This window comes from Vibrio sp. Vb1337 (assembly GCF_033338715.1).
Classification (GTDB): domain Bacteria; phylum Pseudomonadota; class Gammaproteobacteria; order Enterobacterales; family Vibrionaceae; genus Vibrio; species Vibrio alginolyticus.
This window is the reverse complement of sequence record NZ_JAWOTD010000005.1, coordinates 176,891-200,042: the sequence shown is the minus strand read 5'-3', so window position 1 is coordinate 200,042 and position 23,152 is coordinate 176,891. Positions and strand designations below refer to the sequence as shown.

Below are 23,152 nucleotides of genomic sequence, written 5' to 3'. Positions count from 1 at the left end.
TGTCGATTTAGAGACTACAAAAATTAATCTTCGTAGTTATCGATGCTTGGGCATGAACAGATTAGGTTACGGTCACCGTATACGTTATCTACGCGATTTACCGTTGGCCAGTACTTCCAAGATTTGGTCGCTTTAGACGGGAAGCAGCCAATCTCACGAGAGTAAGGGCGGTCCCAATCTTCAGCTGAAAGATCAACTTGTGTGTGTGGCGCGTTAACAAGTGGGTTGTTATCCAGTGGCCATTCACCGTTTTTCACTTTCTCCATTTCTTCGCGGATAGCGATCATCGCATCACAGAAGCGGTCCAGCTCTTCTAGATCTTCCGATTCCGTTGGCTCAACCATTAGCGTGCCCGCTACAGGGAACGACATAGTTGGTGCGTGGAAACCGTAGTCCATTAGACGTTTCGCGATGTCTTCTTCGCTGATACCTGTTTCTTCTTTCAGCGGACGAATGTCGATAATACATTCGTGCGCTACGCGGCCATTTTTGCCACGGTAAAGAACAGGGTAGTGTTGGCGAAGTGTTTCCATCACGTAGTTTGCGTTCAGAATTGCTACTTTTGTAGCATCTGTTAGGCCAGCTTCGCCCATCATTGCGATGTAAGCCCAAGAGATAGGTAGGATAGAAGCGCTACCCATATCTGCTGCTGATACTGCGAAATCTGCGCCTTCTACACCGTCTTCAATATGCCCTGGTAGGAAAGGAGCTAGGTGAGATTTCACACCGATAGGACCCATACCCGGACCGCCACCACCGTGCGGGATGCAGAAGGTTTTGTGTAGGTTTAGGTGAGAAACGTCTGAACCGATGAAGCCTGGTGATGTTAGACCAACCTGCGCGTTCATGTTAGCGCCGTCTAGGTAAACCTGACCACCAGCGGCATGAACCATTTCACACACTTCTTTCACTTTCTCTTCGTAAACGCCGTGCGTAGAAGGGTAAGTGATCATAATGCTTGATAGGTTGTCTTTGTGTTTCTCGATTTTCGCTGCTAGGTCGTCGATGTCGATGTTGCCTTCTTCATCACACTTAACCACAACCACTTTCATTGACACCATAGATGCTGTCGCAGGGTTAGTACCGTGCGCAGAGCTTGGGATCAAACATACGTTGCGGTGACCTTCGCCACGGCTTTCGTGGTAGCGTTGAATCGCGATAAGACCTGCGTACTCACCCGATGCACCAGAGTTTGGTTGTAGTGAGAATGCGTCATAGCCAGTGATTTCACATAGCTTTTCTTTAAGATCTTTTGCGAGTGCTGCGTAACCAGCTGCTTGTTCTGCTGGTGCGAACGGGTGGATCGAACCAAACTCAGGCCAAGTTACTGGAATCATCTCTGCTGCTGCGTTCAGCTTCATCGTACAGCTGCCCAGTGGGATCATGCCGTGCGTGAGTGAGAAGTCTTTGTTCTCTAGCTGTTTTAGGTAACGCATCATCTGTGTTTCGCTGTGGTGCGTGTTAAACACAGGGTGTGTTAGATATTCTGTTGTGCGGCGCAATGCTTCTGGAATGGCTGCAAACTCGTTGCCTGCGATTTCAGTTGATAGTGCTGCGACTTCTTCTTTCACACCGAATACTGCGAATAGGGCTTCTACATCTGCCACGGTTGTGGTTTCGTCGAAGCTCACACCTAGCTGAGTACCCAACTTACGTAGGTTGATGTCTGCGGCTAGTGCTTTCGCGTATAGGTCTTCAGTTTGTGCACCTGTGTTGATAGTGATGGTGTCGAAGAAGCTGTTGTGAGCAAGCTCGAAGCCGCCTTTAGTTAGGCCAGCGGCTAGGATGGCTGTCATGTGGTGCGTACGACGAGCAATCGTGCGTAGACCTTCTGCGCCGTGGTAAACCGCGTAGAAAGACGCCATGTTCGCTAGCAGTGCTTGAGCAGTACAGATGTTTGATGTCGCTTTTTCACGACGGATGTGCTGTTCACGCGTTTGCATTGCCATACGAAGTGCTTGGTTACCGTTGGTATCGATAGAAACACCGATAACGCGACCAGGCATTGTACGCTTGTGCTTATCACGCGTTGCCATGAAAGCAGCGTGTGGACCGCCGTAACCCATCGGCACGCCAAAACGTTGTGCTGAACCGATTGCTACGTCTGCGCCCATTTCACCTGCAGGTTTAAGTAGGGTAGAAGCAAGAAGGTCCGTTGCTACAGTCACTAGTGTTTTGTTTGCTTGCGCTTTAGCGATGATGTCCGTTAGGTCACGAACTTCACCTGTTGTACTTGGGTATTGAACTAGTGCGCCGAACACGTCTTGCTCTGGTAGTGATTCTAAAGAACCAACCAAGACTTCAAAGCCGATGAATTTCGCACGAGTTTTTACCACTTCGATGGTTTGTGGGTGAACGTCGTCAGCAACGAAGAATACGTTGCTCTTGCTTTTACCCGCACGCTTACAAAGTGTCATCGCTTCTGCGGCTGCCGTTGCTTCATCAAGCAATGACGCGTTCGCGATTTCCATACCAGTAAGATCCATCACCATTTGTTGGTAGTTTAGAAGTGCTTCTAAACGACCTTGTGAGATCTCTGGTTGGTAAGGGGTGTAAGCAGTGTACCAGCCCGGGTTTTCCATCACGTTGCGTAGAATCACGTTCGGCGTGAAGGTGTTGTAGTAACCCTGACCAATGAATGTACGTTTAACTTGGTTCTGATCGGCGAACTTACGCATTGCTGCCAGCATGTCTGCTTCGCTTTTCGCTTCTGCCAAGCTCATTGGTTGCTCTAAGCGAATTTGTGCTGGTACGGTTTCGTCGATAAGCGAATCTAGGCTAACTGCGTTGATCGCTTCCAACATTTTCTGTTGGTCAGGTTTGTTTGGTCCATTGTGGCGAGCAACGAACTCGTTTTGTGTGCTGAGGCTTTGAAGTAATTCAGTCATTGTCCTTTACCTACTCCTTGGTTCGGGTAACGGATTTGCGTTACTGATAAATTAAATTATACGTCCGAACCTAGAAAAAAAGCTGTTCTCTAAACAGGCTAGGGAACAGCTTTCGTCACATCCTAATTACTCTTCTTCGATAGAGTTTAGGTATTCGTCTGCGTCTTTCAGGTTATCTAGTTCAGATACATCAGACATCTTCACTTTTACGATCCAGCCACCTTCGTACGGCTCTTCGTTAATTAGCTCTGGGCTGTCTTCTAGTTCTTCATTGATTTCTACGATTTCACCAGTGATTGGTGCGTAGATGTCTGACGCTGCTTTTACAGATTCAACGAGAGAGAAGCTTTCACCTGCTTCAACTTCGTCTTCTACGTCTGGTAGGTCAACGAATACCACGTCACCTAGCATTTCTTGTGCATGCTCAGAAATACCAATTGTTACTGTGCCGTCACCGTTGTCACGTACCCACTCGTGGCTATCTGCAAACTTCAGTGTTTTGTCCATTGCTTAATCTCCGCATAACTTGTCAGGAATTATTATGATTTCAAAAAAATCGTTTACTGGTATAGAGGAAAGCGACTGCAAAGTTCTTTTACTTCTTTGCGAACGCGTTTTTCAACTTCTGCGTCACCTTCAGGGTTGTTCACTAAACCGTCCAGTACGTCACCAATCCAATTACCGATGAGTTTGAATTCTTCAGCGCCAAAGCCGCGGCTTGTACCCGCAGGCGTTCCTAAACGGATGCCCGATGTAATCATAGGCTTCTCTGTATCGAATGGGATGCCATTTTTGTTACATGTGATCCCAGCACGCTCTAGAGCTTCTTCTGCTTTATTGCCTTTCAACCCTTTCGGACGAAGGTCAACCAGCATTAGGTGCGTGTCTGTGCCACCAGTTACGATGTCGCAACCGCGAGTTTGCAATACTTCCGCTAGGACTTTTGCGTTATTGATCACCGAATCAATATAAGTTTTAAATTCAGGGCCAAGCGCTTCACCAAATGCGACCGCTTTGGCTGCGATAACGTGCATCAGTGGGCCACCTTGTAGGCCAGGGAATACGGCTGAGTTGATTTTCTTAATGATGTCTTCGTGGTTAGTAAGAATCATACCGCCGCGAGGGCCACGCAATGTTTTGTGTGTTGTAGTCGTAACAACGTGTGCGTGTGGCAGTGGGCTAGGGTGTGCGCCTGTTGCGATAAGACCAGCGATGTGCGCCATGTCGACCATAAGAATTGCATTTACTTCGTCTGCGATTTCACGGAATTTTGCAAAGTCGATAGTACGTGGAATGGCGCTACCACCTGCGATGATCATTTTAGGTTGGTGCTCAAGTGCTAGCTCACGAACATCTTCGTAGTTGATTTCTAGTGTTTCGCGATCAACACCGTATTGAACTGCATTAAACCATTTACCGGAAAGTGCAGGGCGTGCACCGTGAGTCAGGTGACCACCTGCGTCTAAAGACATACCAAGAATGGTGTCACCAGGTTGAAGCAGTGCCAGTTTTACTGCGCCGTTTGCTTGTGCGCCTGAGTGTGGTTGAACGTTTGCGTATTCACAATTGAAAAGTTTTTTTGCGCGTTCGATAGCAATGGCTTCCACTGTATCTACGTGCTCACAACCACCATAGTAACGACGACCTGGGTAACCTTCAGCGTATTTGTTTGTTAGGCATGTGCCTTGAGCTTGCATTACCGCTTTAGAAACAATGTTCTCAGAAGCGATAAGTTCGATTTGTTCGTTTTGGCGAGCGGATTCCGCTTGAATTCCAGCAAAGACAGCATCATCTGTCGCAGAGAGGTTGGTAGAGAAAAAGTTTTCCAAGCTGTGGTTAGGGTAACTCTTATTCATGGTAGTTGACCTTCCAAATCTGAAAATGAACCCGCAATAGATGAGTTATGATTTGCGGTTGTGGTTCATTTGTCCTCAAAAACAGCTGAACTGCGTAGCAGAACAGAGTGAACATCCGGCCCTAAATTTGGGCAAAAACTCCGTTGGATTGCGTGTTTCCTTTACCAATCTCTTACGGAAATATGCATCTCTACATCTAACAAGTTGGTAACATAGCGCCTGTGACGGGAACAATCAACCAAAAATTTCCTATAGGAAACAAGATTTCAAAATTTGTTAACAAGAGCACGGTTTAATTCACTTGGTGGACTTCTATCCACTATGTGCTTCATGCACAATGCGAGTAAGACAAAAAATATGGATATCTATAGAGGGATTTATGGCAGAAAGTATTTACGATGAATACCCATCGATGACGTTGGCAAAAGAGCAACATGACCAAAATATTGAGCCGTTAAAACTGGGCCAGCGTATTAAGGATATCCGCTCGAAACTCGGTATCACATTAGAAGAGGCCAGTCAGCGAACCGGGCTTGCTCGATCTACACTGAGCAAAATAGAAAATGAGCAGATCTCCCCGACGTTTCAAGCGATGCAAAAATTGGCACTAGGCTTACAAATTGACATGCCACAACTCTTTGAGCCACCTAGAAAAAAGGTAGCGACAGGGCGCAGGGATGTTACCAAGAAGAATGAAGGTAAACCACACCCAACACAAACCTATGAACATGAACTGCTCGCGACACAACTTTCCAATAAGAAAATGATGCCGTTTAAGAGCCAAATTCGAGCTCGTAGTTTTGATGAATATAAAGACTGGGTTCGTCATGACGGCGAAGAATTTTTACTTATCTTATCTGGCGAGGTTATGTTCTATTCTGAGTTTTACGAACCTGTTGTTTTAAGCGAGGGAGACAGCGTTTATTACGATGCAAATATGGGACATATGTTGACCAGTGTTAGCGAGGAAGATGCGCTCATTTTGTGGGTGACAGCCAAATAGTGATAAATACTTGTAAATTTCCTATAGTGAAAGCAAACGATTGCTGTTGGTGGTCGTTATGATGAAAAAGCGCTTTTTTGATGAGAACTTGCTCATTAAAGCGCTTTTTTTGTACGATTTGTTGTGATTAAAATGTTAAGAGTCACACTTTTGCAAGTCGATCTACGTCTTGTTCGTGCAAAATAGAATGAGCCATGTTTATTATTGGAAACACATCGAATGCCGATAGCATTCTCGGGTCTATCTAAATGGAGACGAAAATGACTCAAGAACTACTGAAAACACCACTACACGCACTTCACGTTGAAGTTGGTGCCAAAATGGTCCCGTTCGCGGGTTACGATATGCCTGTTCAGTATCCTCTAGGCGTAAAGAAGGAACACTTACATACTCGTGATGCGGCAGGTCTGTTTGATGTTTCTCACATGGGACAGCTTCGCCTAATTGGTGACGGTGCAGCTGCGTTCCTAGAAACATTAGTCCCAGTGGATATTGTGGATCTTGAGTCTGGTAAACAGCGTTACGCTTTTTTCACTAATGAAGAGGGCGGCATCATGGACGACTTGATGGTGGCTAACCTAGGCGATCATCTGTTTGTGGTTGTGAACGCAGCATGTAAAGCGCAAGATATCGCACACCTACAAGCGCATTTACCATCTGGTGTTGAGCTAGAAATTATCGAAGACCGAGCTCTACTTGCAATCCAAGGCCCTAAAGCGGCGGCTGTATTGGTGCGTTTTGCACCAGAAGTTTCTGAAATGCTGTTCATGGATATTCGTAAAGTCGATATTTTAGGCGCCGAGTGCATTGTTTCTCGTAGTGGTTATACAGGCGAAGACGGTTACGAAATCTCGGTTCCTGCTGACAAAGCGGAAGAGCTAGCACGTAAACTGACTGCGGAAGATGAAGTTGAATGGATTGGCCTTGGTGCTCGTGATTCACTTCGTCTTGAGTGTGGCCTTTGTCTATACGGTCATGACCTAGACACAACAACAACACCCGTTGAAGCGAGCTTGCTATGGGGTATCCAAAAAGTTCGTCGTATTGGTGGTGAACGTGAAGGTGGTTTCCCTGGCGCAGACATTATTCTTAAGCAGATTGAGACTAAAGATGTGGCGCGTAAGCGTGTGGGGCTAGTAGGTCAAACCAAAGCGCCAGTGCGTGAAGGTGTTGAACTGTTTGATGCTGACGGCGTTAAAATTGGCGTTGTAACCAGCGGTACGGCGGGCCCGAATGCAGGTAAGCCAGTCTCAATGGGGTATGTTCGTGCGGATTTGGCGGCGATTGGTACTGAAGTGTTCGCTGAAGTGCGTGGCAAAATGCTACCAATGACAGTTGAAAAAATGCCGTTCGTACCACAACGCTACTACCGTGGTTAAAACGAATTGAAACAAAAATGCCGAGCTTTGTAGCTCGGCATTTTTATGTCTTCTTTTCGCTTGTTTGCTTTTAGTTTACTGCTTCATCAATAGTACAGCACATATCAATAACGATATCTTCAAGCTTTTCCGGATGAATCATCTCTTCTTTTGGGATCCCAAATTGAGAGGCCATAATGGTATTAAACAATTCCCAATGCTTGATCAGCAGTTTTTCGCGATTATCTGCAATATCCGGCCATGTTTCTTGCATCATTGGCGCGAGACTGACAGCACCATGTGCGAAGATCAACATTTGCCACTTTGATTCCCACTGATCAAATTGTGCATTAGGGTTTTCGCTGTTGTACTGCTCGAAAATTCCGGTAAATATTGCAGCGAACTCATCTTTTGACTTTAAGAAATACTGCAGTAGAGCACCGTCATCGCCTTGTCGAATGGCATCGGCGATCATCTGTACTGGATGAGGATTGACGAGAGCAAATGCTAGCATGCGAACCATAAACAGATAAATTTTTCTATTCGAAGGTGTGTTCTCCGGCATTTCATTGATGAGTTCAGCCATATAGCACTGCATGAACTCGTCCATTGCATCGCTAACCGCTTGCCAGATTTTCTCTTTGCTGCCGAAGTGGTGACGGATCAAACTATGTGAAACACCAGCCTTTTCACTGATATTGCGCAGCGAGACACGCTCGTAACCAAGTTCACAAAACATATCTGCTGCCACTTTAAGGATCAGACACTTAGTTTGTTCTGCTGCTTCAGCACTTCTACGCCCCTGCTTTCTTTCATTCATAGTTCGAATTTTCCCGAATATTAATCACGCGCTTACTTTTACCAGAAACCGAACGCTTTGACTAATTAATTTGCTATCCACCTGGAAAATATGTTGATCAATTTCAAATTCTGCTTATACTGCACGGCTGTGTAATATATAAAACCTACGGAGAAAGCGGGTGCGAAAACAATATTTAAAGCGCACTTTAGTTGGCGCAGTGGTGACATTAAGTCTTTCTGGGATGCTAACTGGGTGTAATAAAGCCATTTCTGAGCCGTCTGAACCTTTAATCAAACCTGTAAAATTACTGGCGGTGAAAGACCTAGAACTTGAAGACTCGCACGCCTTTTTAGCGCGTATTGATGCAACACATCGCGCGCAGCTTTCTTTTCAGGTTGGTGGAGAGGTTGATGAATTACGTGTACGCATGGGCCAAAAGGTCCAAAAAGGTGAAGTGCTTGCAACGTTAGACCCTAAAGATCTTCAGCTTGCGTTAGATGCCGCTCAAGCGCAGTACGCGTTAGCGAAAACACAATGGGACCGCGCGAAAAACCTTTACGGAAAAAAACTCATTAGTACTGATGAGTACGATCAGAAAGAAACTCAATATAAAGCGGCATTGGCGAACTACGAACAAGCTAAAACCGATTTGAGCTATACCAAAATTCACGCACCGTTTGATGGCATTGTGTCATATACCTATGTCAACCCGTTTCAAGTAGTAGCAGAGAAGCAGGAGATCTTGAATCTCATTGATAACACGACGTTGGATGTATCTTTCACCTTGCCTGTAAGTTATGCGGAATCTGTATCACTTGAGTCACTGCAAAACTCCGATATGTGGGTGACGATGGATAGCGAGCCAGGAAAACGTATTCCTGGGCAATTTAAAGAAATTTCGACGCAGCCAAACATCGATACCAATAGCTATGAGGCGATCGTGACCATCACTCGACCAGAAGATCGCAATTTGCTGACAGGTATGACAGGGCAGGTACACATTGCTAAACAACATGTATCGGACGCGATGACGTTACCTCAGTCTGCTTGGGTCAACAAAAATGGGACGCAAGGTGAAGTTTGGGTAATGGACAGAAGCACGCAGCAGGTCAATAAAGTCACTGTCTCACTTGACGCAGCAGGTGGTGTGAAAGCCGGGCTTGATAACAATGATTACGTTGTTATTGCTGGTGTTGAGAGACTGGTTGAAGGACAAGTGGTGAAAGCTTGGGTTCGTGAGGGAGGCATTTAATGAAACGTTCTCTACTTACGATCTCTGCGATTGCACTTGCAGTTTTAACAGGGTGCAAAAATGAAAACCAAGCTATCGTCGAGCAGCCACTTTTTGTGTCGACTATCTCGGTGGATGCACCAGTACAAAGTCAACATCGCGCGTTCAAAGGCATAGTAGTGCCTGCAGAGCAAACGCCAATGGCATTTCGCCGCGCTGGGGAAGTTCAGCACGTATTGGTTAAAGCGGGTGACGTTGTTAAGCAGGGGCAAATGATCGCAAAGCTAGATGATAGCAAAGAGAAGCAAGCCGTGAATGACGCAGAAGCACAATACACACTTGCAATTCGTCAGCTTAAACGCGGTGAAGACTTGCATGCACGTCAAATGATTTCAAAAGCGGAACTTGATGAGCTAACCGCCAATAAAGAGCTAGCTGAGGCTACTTTCTATAACGCGACCAATCAATTGAATTACACCCGTTTATTCGCCCCTTTCGCCGGTAAAGTATCTGATGTTTTCAAAGAACGTTTTGAGCGTGTGGCAATTGGTGAACCCGTGTTAAACCTATACCAAAACGATTTGGTTTACGTGCGTATTGAGCTTTCCGACAATGTTTTAGCGATGGTAGACCCAAACTCAGACAGCATGAGCTACAAGCCTAGAGCAACCTTTTCCGGCATCGATGGCAGATTTGCTTTGGACTATTTAGAGCACACAAGTGAACCCAACGCTGAAACTCAAACCTACGAAATGTACTTGACGATGCCACAGCCAAAAACAGAGATATTGCCGGGAACCAGCGTAAGCGTTTTGGTCGATATGGTGAAGGCGGGCATTACCTCTATTGATGGTTACAGTGTTCCTGTCACGGCGCTTCAAGCAGGCAGTGAAGGGAATGAGTTCTTTGTGTGGAAAAAAGAAGGTGACATTGTCACACGAGTGCCTGTCATGATTTCTCAAGTGAATGGCAATGGAGCCATTGTGTCGTCAGGTGTTAGCCAGGGCGATATTCTGATTAATTCAAATCTGCGTAAATTACGCGAAGGTAAACATGTGGATGTTGTGGAGAATAACCAATAATGAACATTGCTGAGTATTCAATAAAAAACAAAGTCATCAGCTGGTTGTTCATTATTATCCTTGCTGTTGGTGGTTTAACGTCATTTTTGGAGCTTGGACGATTAGAAGACCCGGCATTTACGATCAAAGATGCCATGATCATCTCAACATACCCTGGCGCGACGTCAAAAGAAGTTGAAGAAGAGCTGACGTATCCTCTAGAAAAAGAGATTCGAAAACTCCCTTATATCGACAAAATTACCTCTACGTCTTCTAATGGTATGTCTCAAATAACGGTGAGCATGGAAATGGACTATGGTCCTGATGAACTGCCGCAAATTTGGGATGAAATGCGCCGTAAAATTAATGATTTACGACCATCATTGCCTCAAGGTGTTCAGTCTTTACAGATCATTGATGATTTCGGTGACGTTTATGGCGTGATGTTAATGCTCACTGGTGACGATTACGACTATGTAGAGCTGAAACGTTATGCGGATTACCTGACCCGTGAAATCGAGCTTGTTGATGGTGTTGGTAAGGTAGACATCACGGGCGATCAGCAAGAAATGCTATTCGTTGAGATCTCACTTGATCGCCTTGCTGCACTGAACTTAGACATGAATGTGGTTTCGAGCTTGTTGAACCAGCAAAACAATGTGGTTTCAGCAGGTGAAGTGATGGTCAATGGCGAAAGCCTTGTTATTCGCCCAAGCGGCACCTTAAACACAGTAGAAGCACTAGAAAATCTGATCATTCATGGCCGTGACACAGGAAATCTAATTCGTCTAAAAGACGTAGCAACGATTTCTCGCGGTATTCAAGAGAAGCCAAGCAACGTCGTACTCTTTAACGGTCAAAAAGCGATTAATATCGGTATCTCGTTTGCATCGGGTGTGAATGTGGTTGAGGTTGGTGAACGTTTGGATGCGGAGCTCGCGAGCCTTGAGTCTATCAAGCCTGCTGGCATCGATATGAACTACTTTTACAACCAAGCCAATGAGGTGGATGAATCTGTTAAAGCGTTTGTAATTAGTCTAGCGGAGGCAGTGGCGATCGTAATCATTGTGTTGCTGTTTACTATGGGTTTACGCAGTGGTGTCATCATTGGAGTTGTGTTGTTATTGACGGTATTTGGTACCTTCATTTTGATGAATTACAACAACATCGAACTGCATCGTATTTCTCTTGGCGCGTTAATTATTGCCTTGGGTATGCTGGTTGATAACGCGATTGTTGTCGTGGAAGGCATATTGGTTGGCCTAAAGAAAGGGCGTACCAAAGTTCAAGCGGCTGTCGATATTGTAAAGCAAACACAATGGCCTTTGCTGGGCGCAACTGTTATTGCAATTACGGCTTTTGCACCTATCGGTTTGTCGCAAGATGCGACAGGTGAGTTCATGGGCTCTCTATTCTGGGTGCTGTGTTTCTCACTATTTTTAAGCTGGATTACCGCCATTACACTGACGCCTTTCCTTGCCGATCTTTTGTTGAAAGAGGAAAACAAAGAGCAGGGTACTAGCGAAGATGATCCTTATAAAGGCTGGTTGTTTGTCGTATTTGGGGCATCGCTGAAATTTGCATTGCGATTCCGCTGGCTTACCGTTGCTGGCATGGTGGCGCTATTAGTGGGTGCTGTCGTGGCATTTGGTAATGTAAAACAGCAGTTCTTCCCACCATCGAATACGCCGATGTTCTACGTGGATATGTGGATGCCAGAGGGTACTGACATTCGTGAAACGATCAAAAAAGCTGAAGAGGTCGAAAGCTACATTCGTCAGCAAGATGATATTGACTTTGTTTCTGCTTCGATTGGGCAGGGCCTACAGCGTTTTGCTTTAACCTATCAACCAGAAAAAAGTTACGAAGCGTACGCTCAGTTCCAAGTTCGCGCGACTGATCGTGAGAAAATGTTTGGTTTGCTGCATAAGTTAGATGCGAATCTTGCGAAAACATTTGATGCGCCTACGTTCCAGTTTAAATTGATGGAATTTGGTCCATCACCAGCGTCTAAGATCGAAGCGCGTATTACTGGCCCTGATCCACAAGTTTTACGTGACTTGGCGGTGCAAGTTGAAGACATCCTTCATACCGATCCTGGTGCCCGAAACATTCGTCACGATTGGCGAGAACGCACCAAGGAACTTGTACCCGTTTTCAATGAGTCTAAAGCTCGTCGCTTAGGTATTTCGAAAGAAGATCTTTCAAGCACACTGCAAATGGCATTTGGTGGTAGCACCTTAGGTTACTTGCGTGATGGTACACATACGTTGCCAATTATGACACGCCTTCCTGAAGAAGAACGCGTAGATTTTGAATCACTACAAAACGTGACCATTTGGAGTCCTTCGTTGCAAACGTATATTCCGGTTGATCAAGTGATTGATGGCGTTCAACTGGATTGGAGTGAGCCGCTAATTCAGCGTCGTGACCGTAAGCGTACGTTAACCGTTCTCGCGGACCATGATGTGTTGAGTGACGACACGGCAGCAAGCTTATTTGCTCGTGTACAGCCTAAAGTGATGGCATTGCATGTTCCAGAAGGATACGAAATCACATGGGGTGGTGAGTACGAATCATCCAAAGATGCACAAGAAGGCCTATTCGGTTCATTGCCGATGGGTTACTTGTTGATGTTCATCATTACTATTTTATTGTTTAACTCAATCAAAAAGCCGTTGGTCATTTGGTTCACCGTTCCGTTAGCGATCATTGGCGTTGCTTTTGGTTTGCTTACCACGAACATGCCGTTCAGTTTTACAGCATTCCTTGGTTTGTTAAGCCTAAGTGGCATGATTTTGAAAAACGGTATTGTGTTGCTTGACCAAATTAACCTTGAGTTGGAGTCTGGTAAAGATCCTTACCTCGCGATTGTTGATAGTGCGATAAGCCGCGTTCGTCCGGTAAGTATGGCGGCACTAACAACTATCTTGGGGATGATTCCACTGGTCTTCGACGCCTTCTTTGGCTCGATGGCAATAACGATTATGGCAGGTCTTGGTTTTGCTACTGTACTGACACTGATAGTGGTGCCAGTGATGTTTGCAATTCTGTTTAGGGTAAAACCGACCACTGCATAGGGACTCCTGGCTATTTGCCAGCTTCCTGTCTAGCCCTGAAGGTTTTCTTCAGGGCTTTTTTGATCTTACTAATACATACCAAACCATTCATTTGCTTGATTTTAATGATTTTCTTACGATTACAATGCAAATCATGCGTATACTGATGTAACGACACATCAAAGATTGAGATTACATGAATAAGCGCATATTAAACGGACTCTTCTTCGTTGGTTCTTTCACTTTGGTTGGCTGCACCGCGACGGATAGCATGCCGACAGAAACCAAACAACCTGCCCCTAAAATTAACAGTGTTAGTGCTGAAGTCATTTCCAGTTGGATTGATAGTAAGGTTTTAGCCCCTGAAGGGTTGTCGCTCGAGCAAGACAATCTACGTTATCTATCGGGTAGCGCCGACCTAAACAGCGACGGAAAGGCAGAACACATAGTGTTGCTTCAAGATCGCTATTTCTGTGGTAGTGGTGGCTGCTCTGCATATATGTTTGATAATGAGGGAAACGTTATTAATCGAATGTCGGTAACTCGCACGCCTATTGTACTAGCCGATAGTTACAGTAATGGTTGGCAGGACTTTATCGTTTGGAGTAATGGCTCATATCGACTCATGAGTTACAACGGTGAGTCTTATCCAAGTAACCCGTCACTAGAGCCAAAGGTGGATCGAGACGCTAACCAGCAGGCGGCAATCGCAAATGTAATGGCGACAGAGCTTTATCAGCAAGACGGCTATGACATTCTGCCCGCAGAGTCAAAAACCTTGTGGACGCCAGCTAACGTTTACCACTTTACCTTCAAGCACTACGGTGACCCGCATAGCGCTTATCAAGCAACGGTGGATATGAGCAGTGGGGAAGTAGACATTGTAGCCGTTCCGGCTGCGGAATAAAAAACACCTCCCTTAACCGGAATTAAAGGGAGGTGCTAAATGCCAAATTCGAGGGTGGCATTGTTAACCGGAGTCGCTCTAATTAAGCTGCGACTTCTTGCTTCGCTTCTGCTTTGCTTTTTAAGAATGCGTAAGTAAAGCCAGTTACCGCTGTACCCGCTGCAATAGCCACTAAATACATTAATACTGGTGAAATTGCGTTAGGAATTAGCAGCACGAATAGACCGCCGTGTGGTGCCATTAATTTCGCACCGAATAGCATCGATAGGGCACCAGTAAGCGCGCCACCTGCCATACAAGATGGAATCACGCGCATTGGATCTTTCGCAGCAAATGGAATTGCGCCTTCAGAGATGAAACACAGGCCCAAGACAAATGATGCTTTACCAGCCTCACGTTCATTTTGTTCAAATTTGTTCTTCGCAATGAAGGTCGCTAAACCCATACCTAGCGCAGGAACCATACCTGCGGCCATGATTGCCGCCATTGGTGCGTAAGTTTGTGAAGCCAGAAGGCCAACACCAAATGCGTAAGCGGCTTTGTTGACAGGGCCTCCTAGGTCGAAACACATCATTGCGCCAAGGATAATACCCAGTAGTACTGCACTGTCAGAACCCATGTTGTTTAGGAAGTCAGTCAGGCCGTTCATGATGCCTGAAACTGGGCCGCCTACGATGTAGATCATGACAAGGCCAGTGAACAATGTTGCTACAAATGGAATGATCAGAATTGGTTTAAGCGCTTCCATCGATTGTGGGAGTTTTACTTTGTCCGCAAGGAGCTTCGCTGCATAACCGGCAATGAAGCCAGCTGCGATACCACCTAGGAAACCAGCACCCGTTGAACTTGCTAGCATACCGCCAACAAGACCAGGAGCCAGACCCGGACGGTCAGCAATTGAGAACGCGATGTAACCAGCAAGTACAGGAATCATCAATGCGAATGCAGAGCCACCACCAATGTTCATCAAGGCTGCTGCTAGTGTGCCTTCTTCTTTAAATGCTTCAATACCGAACACGAAAGATAGAGCGATGATCAAACCACCTGCAACGACGACAGGAAGCATGTGCGAAACACCCGTCATTAGGTGTTTGTAAGCGCCTTTTTTCTCTTCGGTGGAAGATGAAGAGTTAGCTGAACCAGAATGTTGATACACCGTGGCTTGCTCGAATGCTTTGTCCATCTCTTCGGCTGTTTTCTTCAGAGCTGGACCAGTTTTCGTGCGGTACATCTTTTTGCCGTTAAAGCGATCAAGTGGCACTTCAATATCCGCAGCAATGATCACCAGATCGGCGTCTGCAATTTCTTGCTCAGTCAGTTGGTTTTTAGCGCCAACTGAACCACGAGTTTCCACCTTGATTTGATGGCCACGACGCTTGCCTTCTTCTTCTAAAGCTTCTGCCGCCATAAAGGTATGCGCAACGCCAGTAGGGCAAGCGGTGATTGCAACAATTTTCTTCGCTGCTGATGTTGTATCTGCAGTGATAGGGGCTGCAAGTGTGGTTGCTTTTTCAAGTAAAGTGGCGTTTTCAACCGCTTGCTGGAGAAACGCAGTTGCGTCTTTTGCTATTTCGCTAATTTCCGCTTGGTAAACCTTTTTTCCTACAAAACGAGAAGTGTCGACGCTAGTATTTGCCGCAATGACAATGACTTCGGCTTGTTCAACGTCAGCTTCCGTCAATAGTGTTGGTTCAACCACACTTGATTGACATTCTATTTTGGCATTCCAGTTTAATTTTGCGGCGGCTTGTTCTAGTAATCCTGCCGCAAGGATGCTATTTGCTACACCGCTCGGACAGGCAGTAATAATGGCAATATTCATACGATAACCTTCTGTTCCTTAGTTTTGTTCTAAGTTTGTAATAGGGTAAAGCGCGCTAACTTCAGTTTGTCGCTTGATATTTTCCAGTTCTTCCTGACTGGTTAGCCCTACGCCAACTTGACTAACTGCCAAAGCAGAAAGTGCCGTAGCGAAGCGCAATAAATCGTTTTTAGGCATCAGTTGCATGTGGCCCCAACACAAGCCAGCGACCAGCGTATCGCCTGCGCCAACGGTGCTCACGACATGCATTCGAGGCGGTTTTGCACTAAGCCATTCGCCTTGGTTGAGCCACATAACACCGTCAGGTCCCATAGAAACCACGATGTTTTCTATGCCCTTGTCGCTCAGTGTTTGCGCAGCAGCTTGGCATTGTTCAGTCGTTTCTAGGTGTTCGCCAACAAAATCACCAAGTTCTTCATCGTTAGGTTTAATCAACCATGGGTGAGCATCAATACCTGACTTCAATGCGGCTTTGCTACTGTCGAACAACACCTTTTTGCCTTGTTGATGCAGTGCTTCTATCCATGCAGCGCATTGTTCAGCGGTTACGCCTCCAGGTAAGCTACCTGCAAGTACAAAGTAATCATGCGTCTCCGCTAGACGAAATAGTGTCTCCTCAAAGCGAGTAATTTCGTCGGCCGCTACTTGAACGCCAGGGAAGTTGATATCACTGACGTTGCCATTGGCCTCAACCAGCTTAACGTTGATACGAGTGGCACCCTCTACTTCCACAAATTCATTCTTAACGTTGATGTCATTAAAAAGCTGATGAAATAGCTCAGGGTTATCTTTACCGAGAAAGCCGGTAACCGTGACGTCTGCGCCTAAATCGCTCAATACTTTTGCTACGTTGACACCTTTACCAGCAGCGTGGAGATTGCTTTGCTGTACTAAGCTCACGGAACCAACGTTTAGTTCATTTACTGAACCTGTTAAATCCAATGCTGGGTTGAGCGTAATAGTGACAACCTTATTTGTTTTGTTTGTCATATCGGATCCTTAACCTTCACCAAGGCCAGAAGCGATTGCATTTCCGATAGACTCCAAGGCTTGCGGCGCATCAGGGCCTTCTGCTGTAAATTGAAGTTGGTGACCGTGCTTAACGCCCAGCGCGATGACTTTCATTAGGCTCTTCGCGTTTACTGCTTTTCCATCTCCGTCTAGGTTGGCAACACGTATAGTGGATTCAAACTTTTTCGCTTCTGCGACTAACATTGCCCCCGGACGAGCATGTAGGCCGTGAGAGTTTTTGATTTTAAATACAGCGGTATTGCCTTCTTCTGAAGATGCGGCTGTGACTTCTTCACCTTTGAACAAAGCAAGAATCTGTTCTACTGATGCATCTAAAAGCTTGCCGTGTTCATTGTTAAACACAATGTTAGAAAGCGTTTTTAGGATAGGTTGGTGAGCATTGTTACATGCCGCGAACGCGACAAGTGCACGCACTTTTTGACCTTCATATTCGCAGTCGTTTGCCGTCGAGACAAATGACACGCCTGTGCGAGTGACATGTTTGTCACTGCCAATTAACCACAGGCCGTTACCTAAGTGAGTTGGTTGTTTGGTAACGAGATCAGCAACGAATTCGTTATCAGCACATCCCGTATTTTTTAACAGGCCACCTGCAACAGCACTCATCTGTAGCATGTCGCTCGCAGGGAACATCAGTTGAATTAAAGAAGCGTCAAAGTCTGCTTCAAGCTGAACATCACCGTGCAGTAGGGCGATGATCTCGTCTTCGTTTTTTGCATTACGCAGACGCTCTTCTACGCCATCTGCGCCTAACACTTTGGTGAGCTGTTTAAGAATGCCAAGGTGCTCATCAGATTTAGCTGCGATACCGATAGCGACGAACACAGTATTGCCATCACCCCAGTCGACACCTTGTGGGAAGTGATGCACAGCAACACCCGTTGTTTTCACCATTGTACGAGTGTCGGTTGTACCGTGCGGTATGGCGATACCGTTCCCCAGAAACGTAGAGTTTTGGTTTTCACGGTTTAGCATGCCTTCAACGTAACCGCGTTCAACTAGGCCTTTATCAGTCAGGCTATGAGCAATACTCTTTATTGCTTCAAACTTATCTGTCGCTGATTGCGAGAGGGTAATGTCGTTCTTATTTAGCTTAAGCATGGTGCTTCTCCAGCCTTAAGGTATCAATTTAAAAATGTATTCTGTGTGAGAAGTTGAACGCCGCTTCTTCTGAGCGCTTATCACTCCTCAAACCTTTTATATTTCCAGCTAAATCGATTCAGCTTGTTGGTAAATTTTTTAAAAGACTCAGAAAAACTGTTTTAAAAACTGACGTTAACAAACGAGCCTTTGCCGCTGTCCTATAGCCTAGCTCACAAATTGGTTTGTTGCGTGTTCGGGTGATTTACGTCAATTTTTAAGTTTTGCTGAATCCTTTCAGCTTTTATACTGAATCGGTTCAGCTTATAATTCAACTTATCGAAAGATCGTTGATGTATTAATATGATCGCGCGCACAGAATAAGGTTTAGAATATGACACTGGATGAAATAGCCAAATTAGCGGGTGTTTCTAAGACAACTGCAAGCTATGTGATTAACGGAAAAGCGCAGAAATACCGCATCAGCGAGAAGACTCAGAAAAAGGTGATGGCCGTTGTAGAAGAGTACAATTATAAGCCAGATCATGCGGCGTCTTCCTTGCGGGCAGGTAATTCACGCTCATTTGGGCTTATCATCCCAGACTTAGAGAACACCAGTTATGCGCGTCTTGCAAAGCTGATAGAGCAAAACTCTCGGAAAGCGGGGTACCAAATTTTGATTGGCTGCTCTGATGATGATCCTGATACAGAGCAAAAGGTGGCGGAAGCATTAGTCAGTCGTCGTATTGATGCGTTGTTTGTGGCAAGTGGTATGCCCACTGCAAACGAGTATTATCTTAAGTTGCAAAATTCTGGTACGCCAGTTATCGCGCTAGACCGTCCAATGGATGATGAGCACTTTTGTTGTGTCATCAGCGAAGATTTTGATGCCGCACTTGAACTCACTCAGTCAGTACTGTCAGAGGATATTAAGTCCATTGGCTTAATCGGTGCATTGCAAGATCTTCAAGTCTCAAAAGAGCGTGAGCTTGGTTTTCTATCTGCTTCTCAACAAGGTGGTAAAACGGCAACAGTGGGTTATGGACAACACTTCTCCCGGGAAGAAGGCAAGAAAGTCTTAGAGAGATGGTTAACAGAGAACGCATTGCCAGATGCTATTGTTACAACGTCATACACACTGTTAGAAGGTGTGTTGGATGTAATGCTAGAAAAACCAGAACTGATGGGAAAGGTGCGTTTAGCGACATTTGGTGATAATCGACTGCTGGACTTTTTGCCTGTGAAAATCAACTCTTTGCCTCAACAGTTTGAGTTGATCGCGGACAGCGCAATGGAGTTAGCACTCAATGCTTCCGCCAAGCGTTACAAGCCTGGCGTAGAACTTATCCCGCGTAAAATTGTGAAACGTCACTAAGTAACTAAATAGGTTGCTCAAAGCTTTACTTCAGCCGTCAGTGCCACAAATGCGTGGTCGCTGGCGTTTTTATCTCTGTCATAAATCGGGTTGATCAGATGTTGGTTAGACACCTGATAGTCAACAACCTCGGCAACCGATATATCTGATAAGGTGTCAAACTCTTGTGAGAGCAAGATATAGTCGAGTACATTCCCAGTGGAAAAATGATAGTGCGTGGCTGGGCGTTCATCCTTCAGGGTGTCACTTTGCAATAACCAACCATCTTTGAGTTGTAATTCAGTGACGCTGTCACCAGTATTGGATACCAATGTGCTGTTAACGCTGATAGGAGTGATAGGCTGATTCATATCGCCCATTAACACTGTCGGCATTGGTTCTTTTCGATACCTCTTTTGCATCGCGTCTCTTAACATCGCTGCTTCCCAGCCTCTTTGCTGGGTGGATAACCAGCGCCCAATAATCGTGCTAGACGTTTCTGGTTGTTCTGAGTCGGCTGGGCGTTGAGATTTCAGGTGCGTTACGTAAACGGCGATATGACCAAGTACAGGATGTATTACTTGGGCATAGATAGGTTTGCGACTGAACTCTGGAACAACACTTACTCCAAAAGGCTCAAGCGTTGCTAAGTCAAACTCTACCGCTTGTACTTTTTCTATTGGAAACCGAGATGCGATTGCCACAACAGGGCTTGAGTAAATGTACTCATCCTCAACATGTGGGGTGTCAACGGTCGCAAAGTAGGGGTAGCCGATGGTTGAAAAGAATGCCTGGGTCTTCTCGATACTGAATACTTCTTGTAAGCCAATCACGTCGCCTTCCAGTTTTTCAACTTGACGTTGCGTCCACGAAAGTTTGTCTCGCCATTGCTCTAACGAGTATATGTTCTCGAAATCATAGTAGGCGTTAGGCGGTGCGACAAAATTAAACAAGTTCGCAGTGACAAAGGTAATTCTACTTGGTTGAGACAAAGTATTCGCTCTTTTCAACAATAACTTAGAGAGTATATACCTTCAGGTTGCGTAATTGCAGCTTCGTTTGAGCTACGCATCGGTATACAAGCTAACAAGCGACAAGTTAAATGGGTTAAGAGGTGCTCAAATGCCAAGGCGAATCGGTGATTGAACATCGGCAGAGGTTTCTATTTTTAAGCATTGCGTTTAAACTTCAGGGCATCAAATAGTAAGAGTAAGTAACATGACCCAAGATTACGACCACGAAGAGTATTTAGAAGGCGAAGAGATTGAGATCGAAGCGATTGGCATCGATGTTGATGCGCATCCAATCGAACTGTACAAGCTTTTTAAAATCGCAAACTTGGTCAGCGGTGGCGGCGAAGCAAAACATATCATCGAGGAAGGCTACGTCGCGGTGAATGGTGAACTAGAAACACGTAAGCGCCGCAAGATGTATGATGGTGACTTTTTTGAGTTTAACCAGGAATATTATGTTGTGGTTTGCGATGCGCCAGTAACCGAACCTGAAACGGCAGAGCAAAAAGCAGAAAAGAAAGCGAAAAAAGAAGCGCAGTCTTCTCGTAAAGATAAGTCTCGTCAAAGTAAGTCACCTAAAGCCTCTGGGCCTAAATCAACAGGCCGTAAAGCGGCACATAAAGAGCGTAAAGCGCAGAAAGAAGCGTTGTCTCAGTCTGCTAAGAAAGGCAAAAAAGAAGACAAACCGCAAGCCACTCGTGATCCGAAGAGCGGACGTAATTCTATTGATTTTTTCTAGGGAAATGAACGCTTAACTAAATAAGTGACATCTGAGTAAAACTAAAAAGCGCCGAGCATATTATATCGGCGCTTTTTTGGTTTCACTGTGCTGTAAGTGGGCAGTGTTAATGCACTGTCGTCTCGATGTTTAGGCTATCTGTCCAGTGATGAATGGCGCAAGGCTTTCCTAAGTAAAAGCCTTGGTAATAATCCAAATTAAGTTGATACATAGCTTGTAGCTGCACGTCTTCTTCAACCCCTTCTATAATGACTTTTGCTCCCATATGATCCGCTAGATCAACGGCGCTATGTATGGAAAAGGTTTCTCCGGCGCAGTAGTCTAGCAAATAGGAACGATCGATTTTGATGATGTCAGGGCAGAGCTGCTGAACACGTGCGATATCAGAATGTTGGGCGCCAAAATCATCGATAGCAAAGATAAAACCATTCGCTTTCATTAACTGTACGGCTTTGATTAACAAATCCGTATCTCCGCGTGACTCTTCGACTACTTCAAAAACTACGTCTGTTGGGCTCATACCAAGTTCGGAAAGGCGTTTGTAAAGCAGGCCGTTATCTTTAAAGCCCATGTCTTTGGTTAGTGTGAGTAGCGTTTGAGGCATGACGTTAAGAAACAGTTTGATCGGCGTCCCCGCGAAATAGCGTGCAAAATTTCGAATGTGCATTGCTCTGGATAAAAACTCTACACATAAGCGAAAGTAGGGATCAAGACCATTATTGGCCAGAAACACGTCAGGACGAATTAGGGAACCATCAATGCCACGAATACGCAGTAAGGCTTCCATACCAATAATACGTTGGCGTCTATCAAAAATTGGCTGATAAACACTGTGAAAAGTGAATTGATTGAGAACTACGTAATATTCACCAAGATTATCTTGTTTTATGTATCGCTCGTAGTCGGATTGATTCTTTAACTCCATGAAAAACGCCGAAAATTTAGCATCTTGTCAATGTAACAGGGTGCAATTCTGATTTGAAGAATCAAATGTGCCTAATTACATATGCGGTTGAGTTAATTTGAAATGGCTTCCGATTTTGCTTCAATATGGCGAAAAATAAGTGACAGACCAAAACAAATTAAGAAGTAAGCAAGGCCGACAATCAACCAAATTTCAAATATATACCCTGATGAATTTGCCATCTCTGTCCCAACAAACGTCATTTCTTGTATCGAAATCAGTGAAACAATAGAGGTGTCTTTCACCAAAGAGATGGTTTGACCGGCAAGTGCAGGTGTGATTGATTTAAGCACCTGTGGCGCGATAACAAATCGGTATTTCACCCATCGAGACAAGCCCAATGAGTCAGCCGCTTCCCACTGACCTTGGTCGATACTTTGTAAACCACCGCGCACAACTTCTGCAATGTAGGCAGAAGAGAGTAAGCCGACACATAACACGCCAGAGGCAAGGTTTTCCCAAAGGTTCGAAGGCCCAAACAGAAAGTGCTGTAGCGCATTTGGTTCGCCGTTGTAGTTTCGTAGAAGATCTTCCAAACCAAGTAACGGGATCAATTGGTTAGAAATGAAAAAGTAGAAAATAAAAACAAATACCAACGGAGGGATGTTTCTCACTAACTGGATAAACGCATTGGCAGGTGTGCGCAACCAAACGGAACGAGAGAAGCGTGCTAAGCCTAACAAAGTGCCAAACGCTAATGCGAAGCTGATGCCCCAAACACTGAGCCTTAACGTCGAAATCAAACCTTGGAAGAAGTAGGGCAAACCACCATCTGCTCCAGGCGTGAAAAGTAATTCAAGCGCCTCTTTCCACTGCCACAAATAATGCACACCAATAGTGGACCGATGGTACAGCCAAACACCACCGATACCGCACATGACAAGTAGTACCCAGTCTAGTGTGTTTAATTGCGGTAAAAGGTAGCCTGTGCTGGATTTCGCGGGTGCTGTGCGAGTGGTAGTGTGTTCGCCCAAAAATTTGAC

At 45.4% G+C, this 23,152-nt stretch carries 18 protein-coding genes; 8 read left to right on the top strand and 10 right to left on the bottom strand.

Annotated elements, in window-relative coordinates:
* Window positions 1-23: 23 nt before the first annotated feature.
* The 3 genes from gcvP to R7E42_RS07990 all read right to left on the bottom strand — a co-directional run bounded on the left by gcvP (window position 24) and on the right by R7E42_RS07990 (window position 4,744).
* Window positions 24-2,888 carry an aminomethyl-transferring glycine dehydrogenase gene (gene gcvP, locus R7E42_RS08000; protein ID WP_318072567.1) on the bottom strand — a complete coding sequence of 955 codons (2,865 nt, stop codon included), beginning with the start codon at window positions 2,886-2,888 and terminating at the stop codon, window positions 24-26.
* 126 nt (window positions 2,889-3,014) lie between these two features.
* Window positions 3,015-3,395 carry a glycine cleavage system protein GcvH gene (gene gcvH, locus R7E42_RS07995; protein ID WP_005376432.1) on the bottom strand — a complete coding sequence of 127 codons (381 nt, stop codon included), beginning with the start codon at window positions 3,393-3,395 and terminating at the stop codon, window positions 3,015-3,017.
* A gap of 53 nt (window positions 3,396-3,448) precedes the next feature.
* On the bottom strand, window positions 3,449-4,744 hold the full coding sequence (locus tag R7E42_RS07990; protein WP_005376430.1) for a serine hydroxymethyltransferase: 1,296 nt from the start codon (window positions 4,742-4,744) through the stop codon (window positions 3,449-3,451).
* A gap of 379 nt (window positions 4,745-5,123) precedes the next feature.
* On the opposite strand from R7E42_RS07990, the gene R7E42_RS07985 reads away from it, so the two are divergent.
* A complete protein-coding gene (locus R7E42_RS07985; RefSeq protein WP_005376429.1) occupies window positions 5,124-5,747 on the top strand; it encodes a helix-turn-helix domain-containing protein in 624 nt (207 codons plus the stop codon).
* Between the two features lie 260 nt (window positions 5,748-6,007).
* Window positions 6,008-7,126, top strand: coding sequence for a glycine cleavage system aminomethyltransferase GcvT (gene gcvT / locus R7E42_RS07980; RefSeq protein ID WP_042520787.1), 1,119 nt, complete (start codon window positions 6,008-6,010; stop codon window positions 7,124-7,126).
* 70 nt (window positions 7,127-7,196) lie between these two features.
* Here gcvT and vdeR read toward each other — a convergent pair whose 3' ends face one another.
* A complete protein-coding gene (vdeR, locus tag R7E42_RS07975) occupies window positions 7,197-7,925 on the bottom strand; it encodes an efflux transporter transcriptional repressor VdeR (protein WP_005376423.1) in 729 nt (242 codons plus the stop codon).
* A 160-nt stretch (window positions 7,926-8,085) separates the two neighbouring features.
* Between vdeR and R7E42_RS07970 the strand changes: the two genes are divergently transcribed.
* The 4 genes from R7E42_RS07970 (at window position 8,086) to R7E42_RS07955 (ending at window position 14,165) form a co-directional block, all read left to right on the top strand.
* Window positions 8,086-9,159, top strand: a complete 1,074-nt coding sequence (locus R7E42_RS07970; RefSeq protein WP_017820965.1) for an efflux RND transporter periplasmic adaptor subunit — start codon at window positions 8,086-8,088, stop codon at window positions 9,157-9,159.
* On the top strand, window positions 9,159-10,220 hold the full coding sequence (locus R7E42_RS07965) for an efflux RND transporter periplasmic adaptor subunit (RefSeq protein ID WP_005376420.1): 1,062 nt from the start codon (window positions 9,159-9,161) through the stop codon (window positions 10,218-10,220). Before R7E42_RS07970 ends, R7E42_RS07965 begins: the two co-directional genes overlap by 1 nt.
* Complete coding sequence (locus R7E42_RS07960) at window positions 10,220-13,279, top strand: efflux RND transporter permease subunit (RefSeq protein ID WP_005386052.1); 3,060 nt, start codon at window positions 10,220-10,222, stop codon at window positions 13,277-13,279. The genes R7E42_RS07965 and R7E42_RS07960 overlap by 1 nt, the downstream gene beginning before the upstream one ends.
* A gap of 175 nt (window positions 13,280-13,454) precedes the next feature.
* Window positions 13,455-14,165, top strand: a complete 711-nt coding sequence (locus R7E42_RS07955) for a hypothetical protein (RefSeq protein WP_064377087.1) — start codon at window positions 13,455-13,457, stop codon at window positions 14,163-14,165.
* 82 nt (window positions 14,166-14,247) lie between these two features.
* Here R7E42_RS07955 and fruA read toward each other — a convergent pair whose 3' ends face one another.
* The 3 genes from fruA to fruB are packed head-to-tail and all read right to left on the bottom strand — an operon-like array spanning window position 14,248 to window position 18,120.
* Window positions 14,248-15,987, bottom strand: coding sequence for a PTS fructose transporter subunit IIBC (gene fruA / locus R7E42_RS07950; RefSeq protein WP_213871093.1), 1,740 nt, complete (start codon window positions 15,985-15,987; stop codon window positions 14,248-14,250).
* A gap of 18 nt (window positions 15,988-16,005) precedes the next feature.
* Window positions 16,006-16,977 (bottom strand): 1-phosphofructokinase, encoded by a 972-nt coding sequence (gene pfkB / locus R7E42_RS07945; protein ID WP_213970397.1) that lies wholly within the window; start codon window positions 16,975-16,977, stop codon window positions 16,006-16,008.
* 9 nt (window positions 16,978-16,986) lie between these two features.
* Complete coding sequence (gene fruB, locus R7E42_RS07940) at window positions 16,987-18,120, bottom strand: fused PTS fructose transporter subunit IIA/HPr protein (RefSeq protein WP_053307673.1); 1,134 nt, start codon at window positions 18,118-18,120, stop codon at window positions 16,987-16,989.
* Window positions 18,121-18,493: 373 nt separating this feature from the next.
* Here fruB and cra point away from each other — a divergent pair, with 373 nt between their 5' ends.
* Window positions 18,494-19,474, top strand: a complete 981-nt coding sequence (cra, locus tag R7E42_RS07935) for a catabolite repressor/activator (RefSeq protein WP_062730994.1) — start codon at window positions 18,494-18,496, stop codon at window positions 19,472-19,474.
* A 17-nt stretch (window positions 19,475-19,491) separates the two neighbouring features.
* On the opposite strand, the gene R7E42_RS07930 is transcribed toward cra, so the two are convergent.
* Window positions 19,492-20,445, bottom strand: a complete 954-nt coding sequence (locus R7E42_RS07930) for an endonuclease/exonuclease/phosphatase family protein (protein WP_213893435.1) — start codon at window positions 20,443-20,445, stop codon at window positions 19,492-19,494.
* Between the two features lie 226 nt (window positions 20,446-20,671).
* On the opposite strand from R7E42_RS07930, the gene R7E42_RS07925 reads away from it, so the two are divergent.
* Complete coding sequence (locus R7E42_RS07925) at window positions 20,672-21,205, top strand: RNA-binding S4 domain-containing protein (protein WP_005376400.1); 534 nt, start codon at window positions 20,672-20,674, stop codon at window positions 21,203-21,205.
* 106 nt (window positions 21,206-21,311) lie between these two features.
* Here the strand turns inward: R7E42_RS07925 and R7E42_RS07920 are convergent, their stop codons facing one another.
* Window positions 21,312-22,130, bottom strand: a complete 819-nt coding sequence (locus R7E42_RS07920) for an EAL domain-containing protein (protein ID WP_318072566.1) — start codon at window positions 22,128-22,130, stop codon at window positions 21,312-21,314.
* Between the two features lie 92 nt (window positions 22,131-22,222).
* The gene (locus R7E42_RS07915; protein WP_062730991.1) at window positions 22,223-23,143 is read right to left on the bottom strand and encodes an amino acid ABC transporter permease; all 921 of its coding nucleotides are present in this window, start codon (window positions 23,141-23,143) and stop codon (window positions 22,223-22,225) included.
* Window positions 23,144-23,152 lie beyond the last annotated feature (9 nt).

Coding starts and splice junctions, on each gene's coding strand:
- gcvP (WP_318072567.1), bottom strand. CDS start 2,888: ATGACTGAATTACTTCAAAGCCTCAGCACACAAAACGAGTTCGTTGCT.
- gcvH (WP_005376432.1), bottom strand. CDS start 3,395: ATGGACAAAACACTGAAGTTTGCAGATAGCCACGAGTGGGTACGTGAC.
- R7E42_RS07990 (WP_005376430.1), bottom strand. CDS start 4,744: ATGAATAAGAGTTACCCTAACCACAGCTTGGAAAACTTTTTCTCTACC.
- R7E42_RS07985 (WP_005376429.1), top strand. CDS start 5,124: ATGGCAGAAAGTATTTACGATGAATACCCATCGATGACGTTGGCAAAA.
- gcvT (WP_042520787.1), top strand. CDS start 6,008: ATGACTCAAGAACTACTGAAAACACCACTACACGCACTTCACGTTGAA.
- vdeR (WP_005376423.1), bottom strand. CDS start 7,925: ATGAATGAAAGAAAGCAGGGGCGTAGAAGTGCTGAAGCAGCAGAACAA.
- R7E42_RS07965 (WP_005376420.1), top strand. CDS start 9,159: ATGAAACGTTCTCTACTTACGATCTCTGCGATTGCACTTGCAGTTTTA.
- R7E42_RS07960 (WP_005386052.1), top strand. CDS start 10,220: ATGAACATTGCTGAGTATTCAATAAAAAACAAAGTCATCAGCTGGTTG.
- R7E42_RS07955 (WP_064377087.1), top strand. CDS start 13,455: ATGAATAAGCGCATATTAAACGGACTCTTCTTCGTTGGTTCTTTCACT.
- fruA (WP_213871093.1), bottom strand. CDS start 15,987: ATGAATATTGCCATTATTACTGCCTGTCCGAGCGGTGTAGCAAATAGC.
- pfkB (WP_213970397.1), bottom strand. CDS start 16,977: ATGACAAACAAAACAAATAAGGTTGTCACTATTACGCTCAACCCAGCA.
- fruB (WP_053307673.1), bottom strand. CDS start 18,120: ATGCTTAAGCTAAATAAGAACGACATTACCCTCTCGCAATCAGCGACA.
- cra (WP_062730994.1), top strand. CDS start 18,494: ATGACACTGGATGAAATAGCCAAATTAGCGGGTGTTTCTAAGACAACT.
- R7E42_RS07925 (WP_005376400.1), top strand. CDS start 20,672: ATGACCCAAGATTACGACCACGAAGAGTATTTAGAAGGCGAAGAGATT.
- R7E42_RS07920 (WP_318072566.1), bottom strand. CDS start 22,130: ATGGAGTTAAAGAATCAATCCGACTACGAGCGATACATAAAACAAGAT.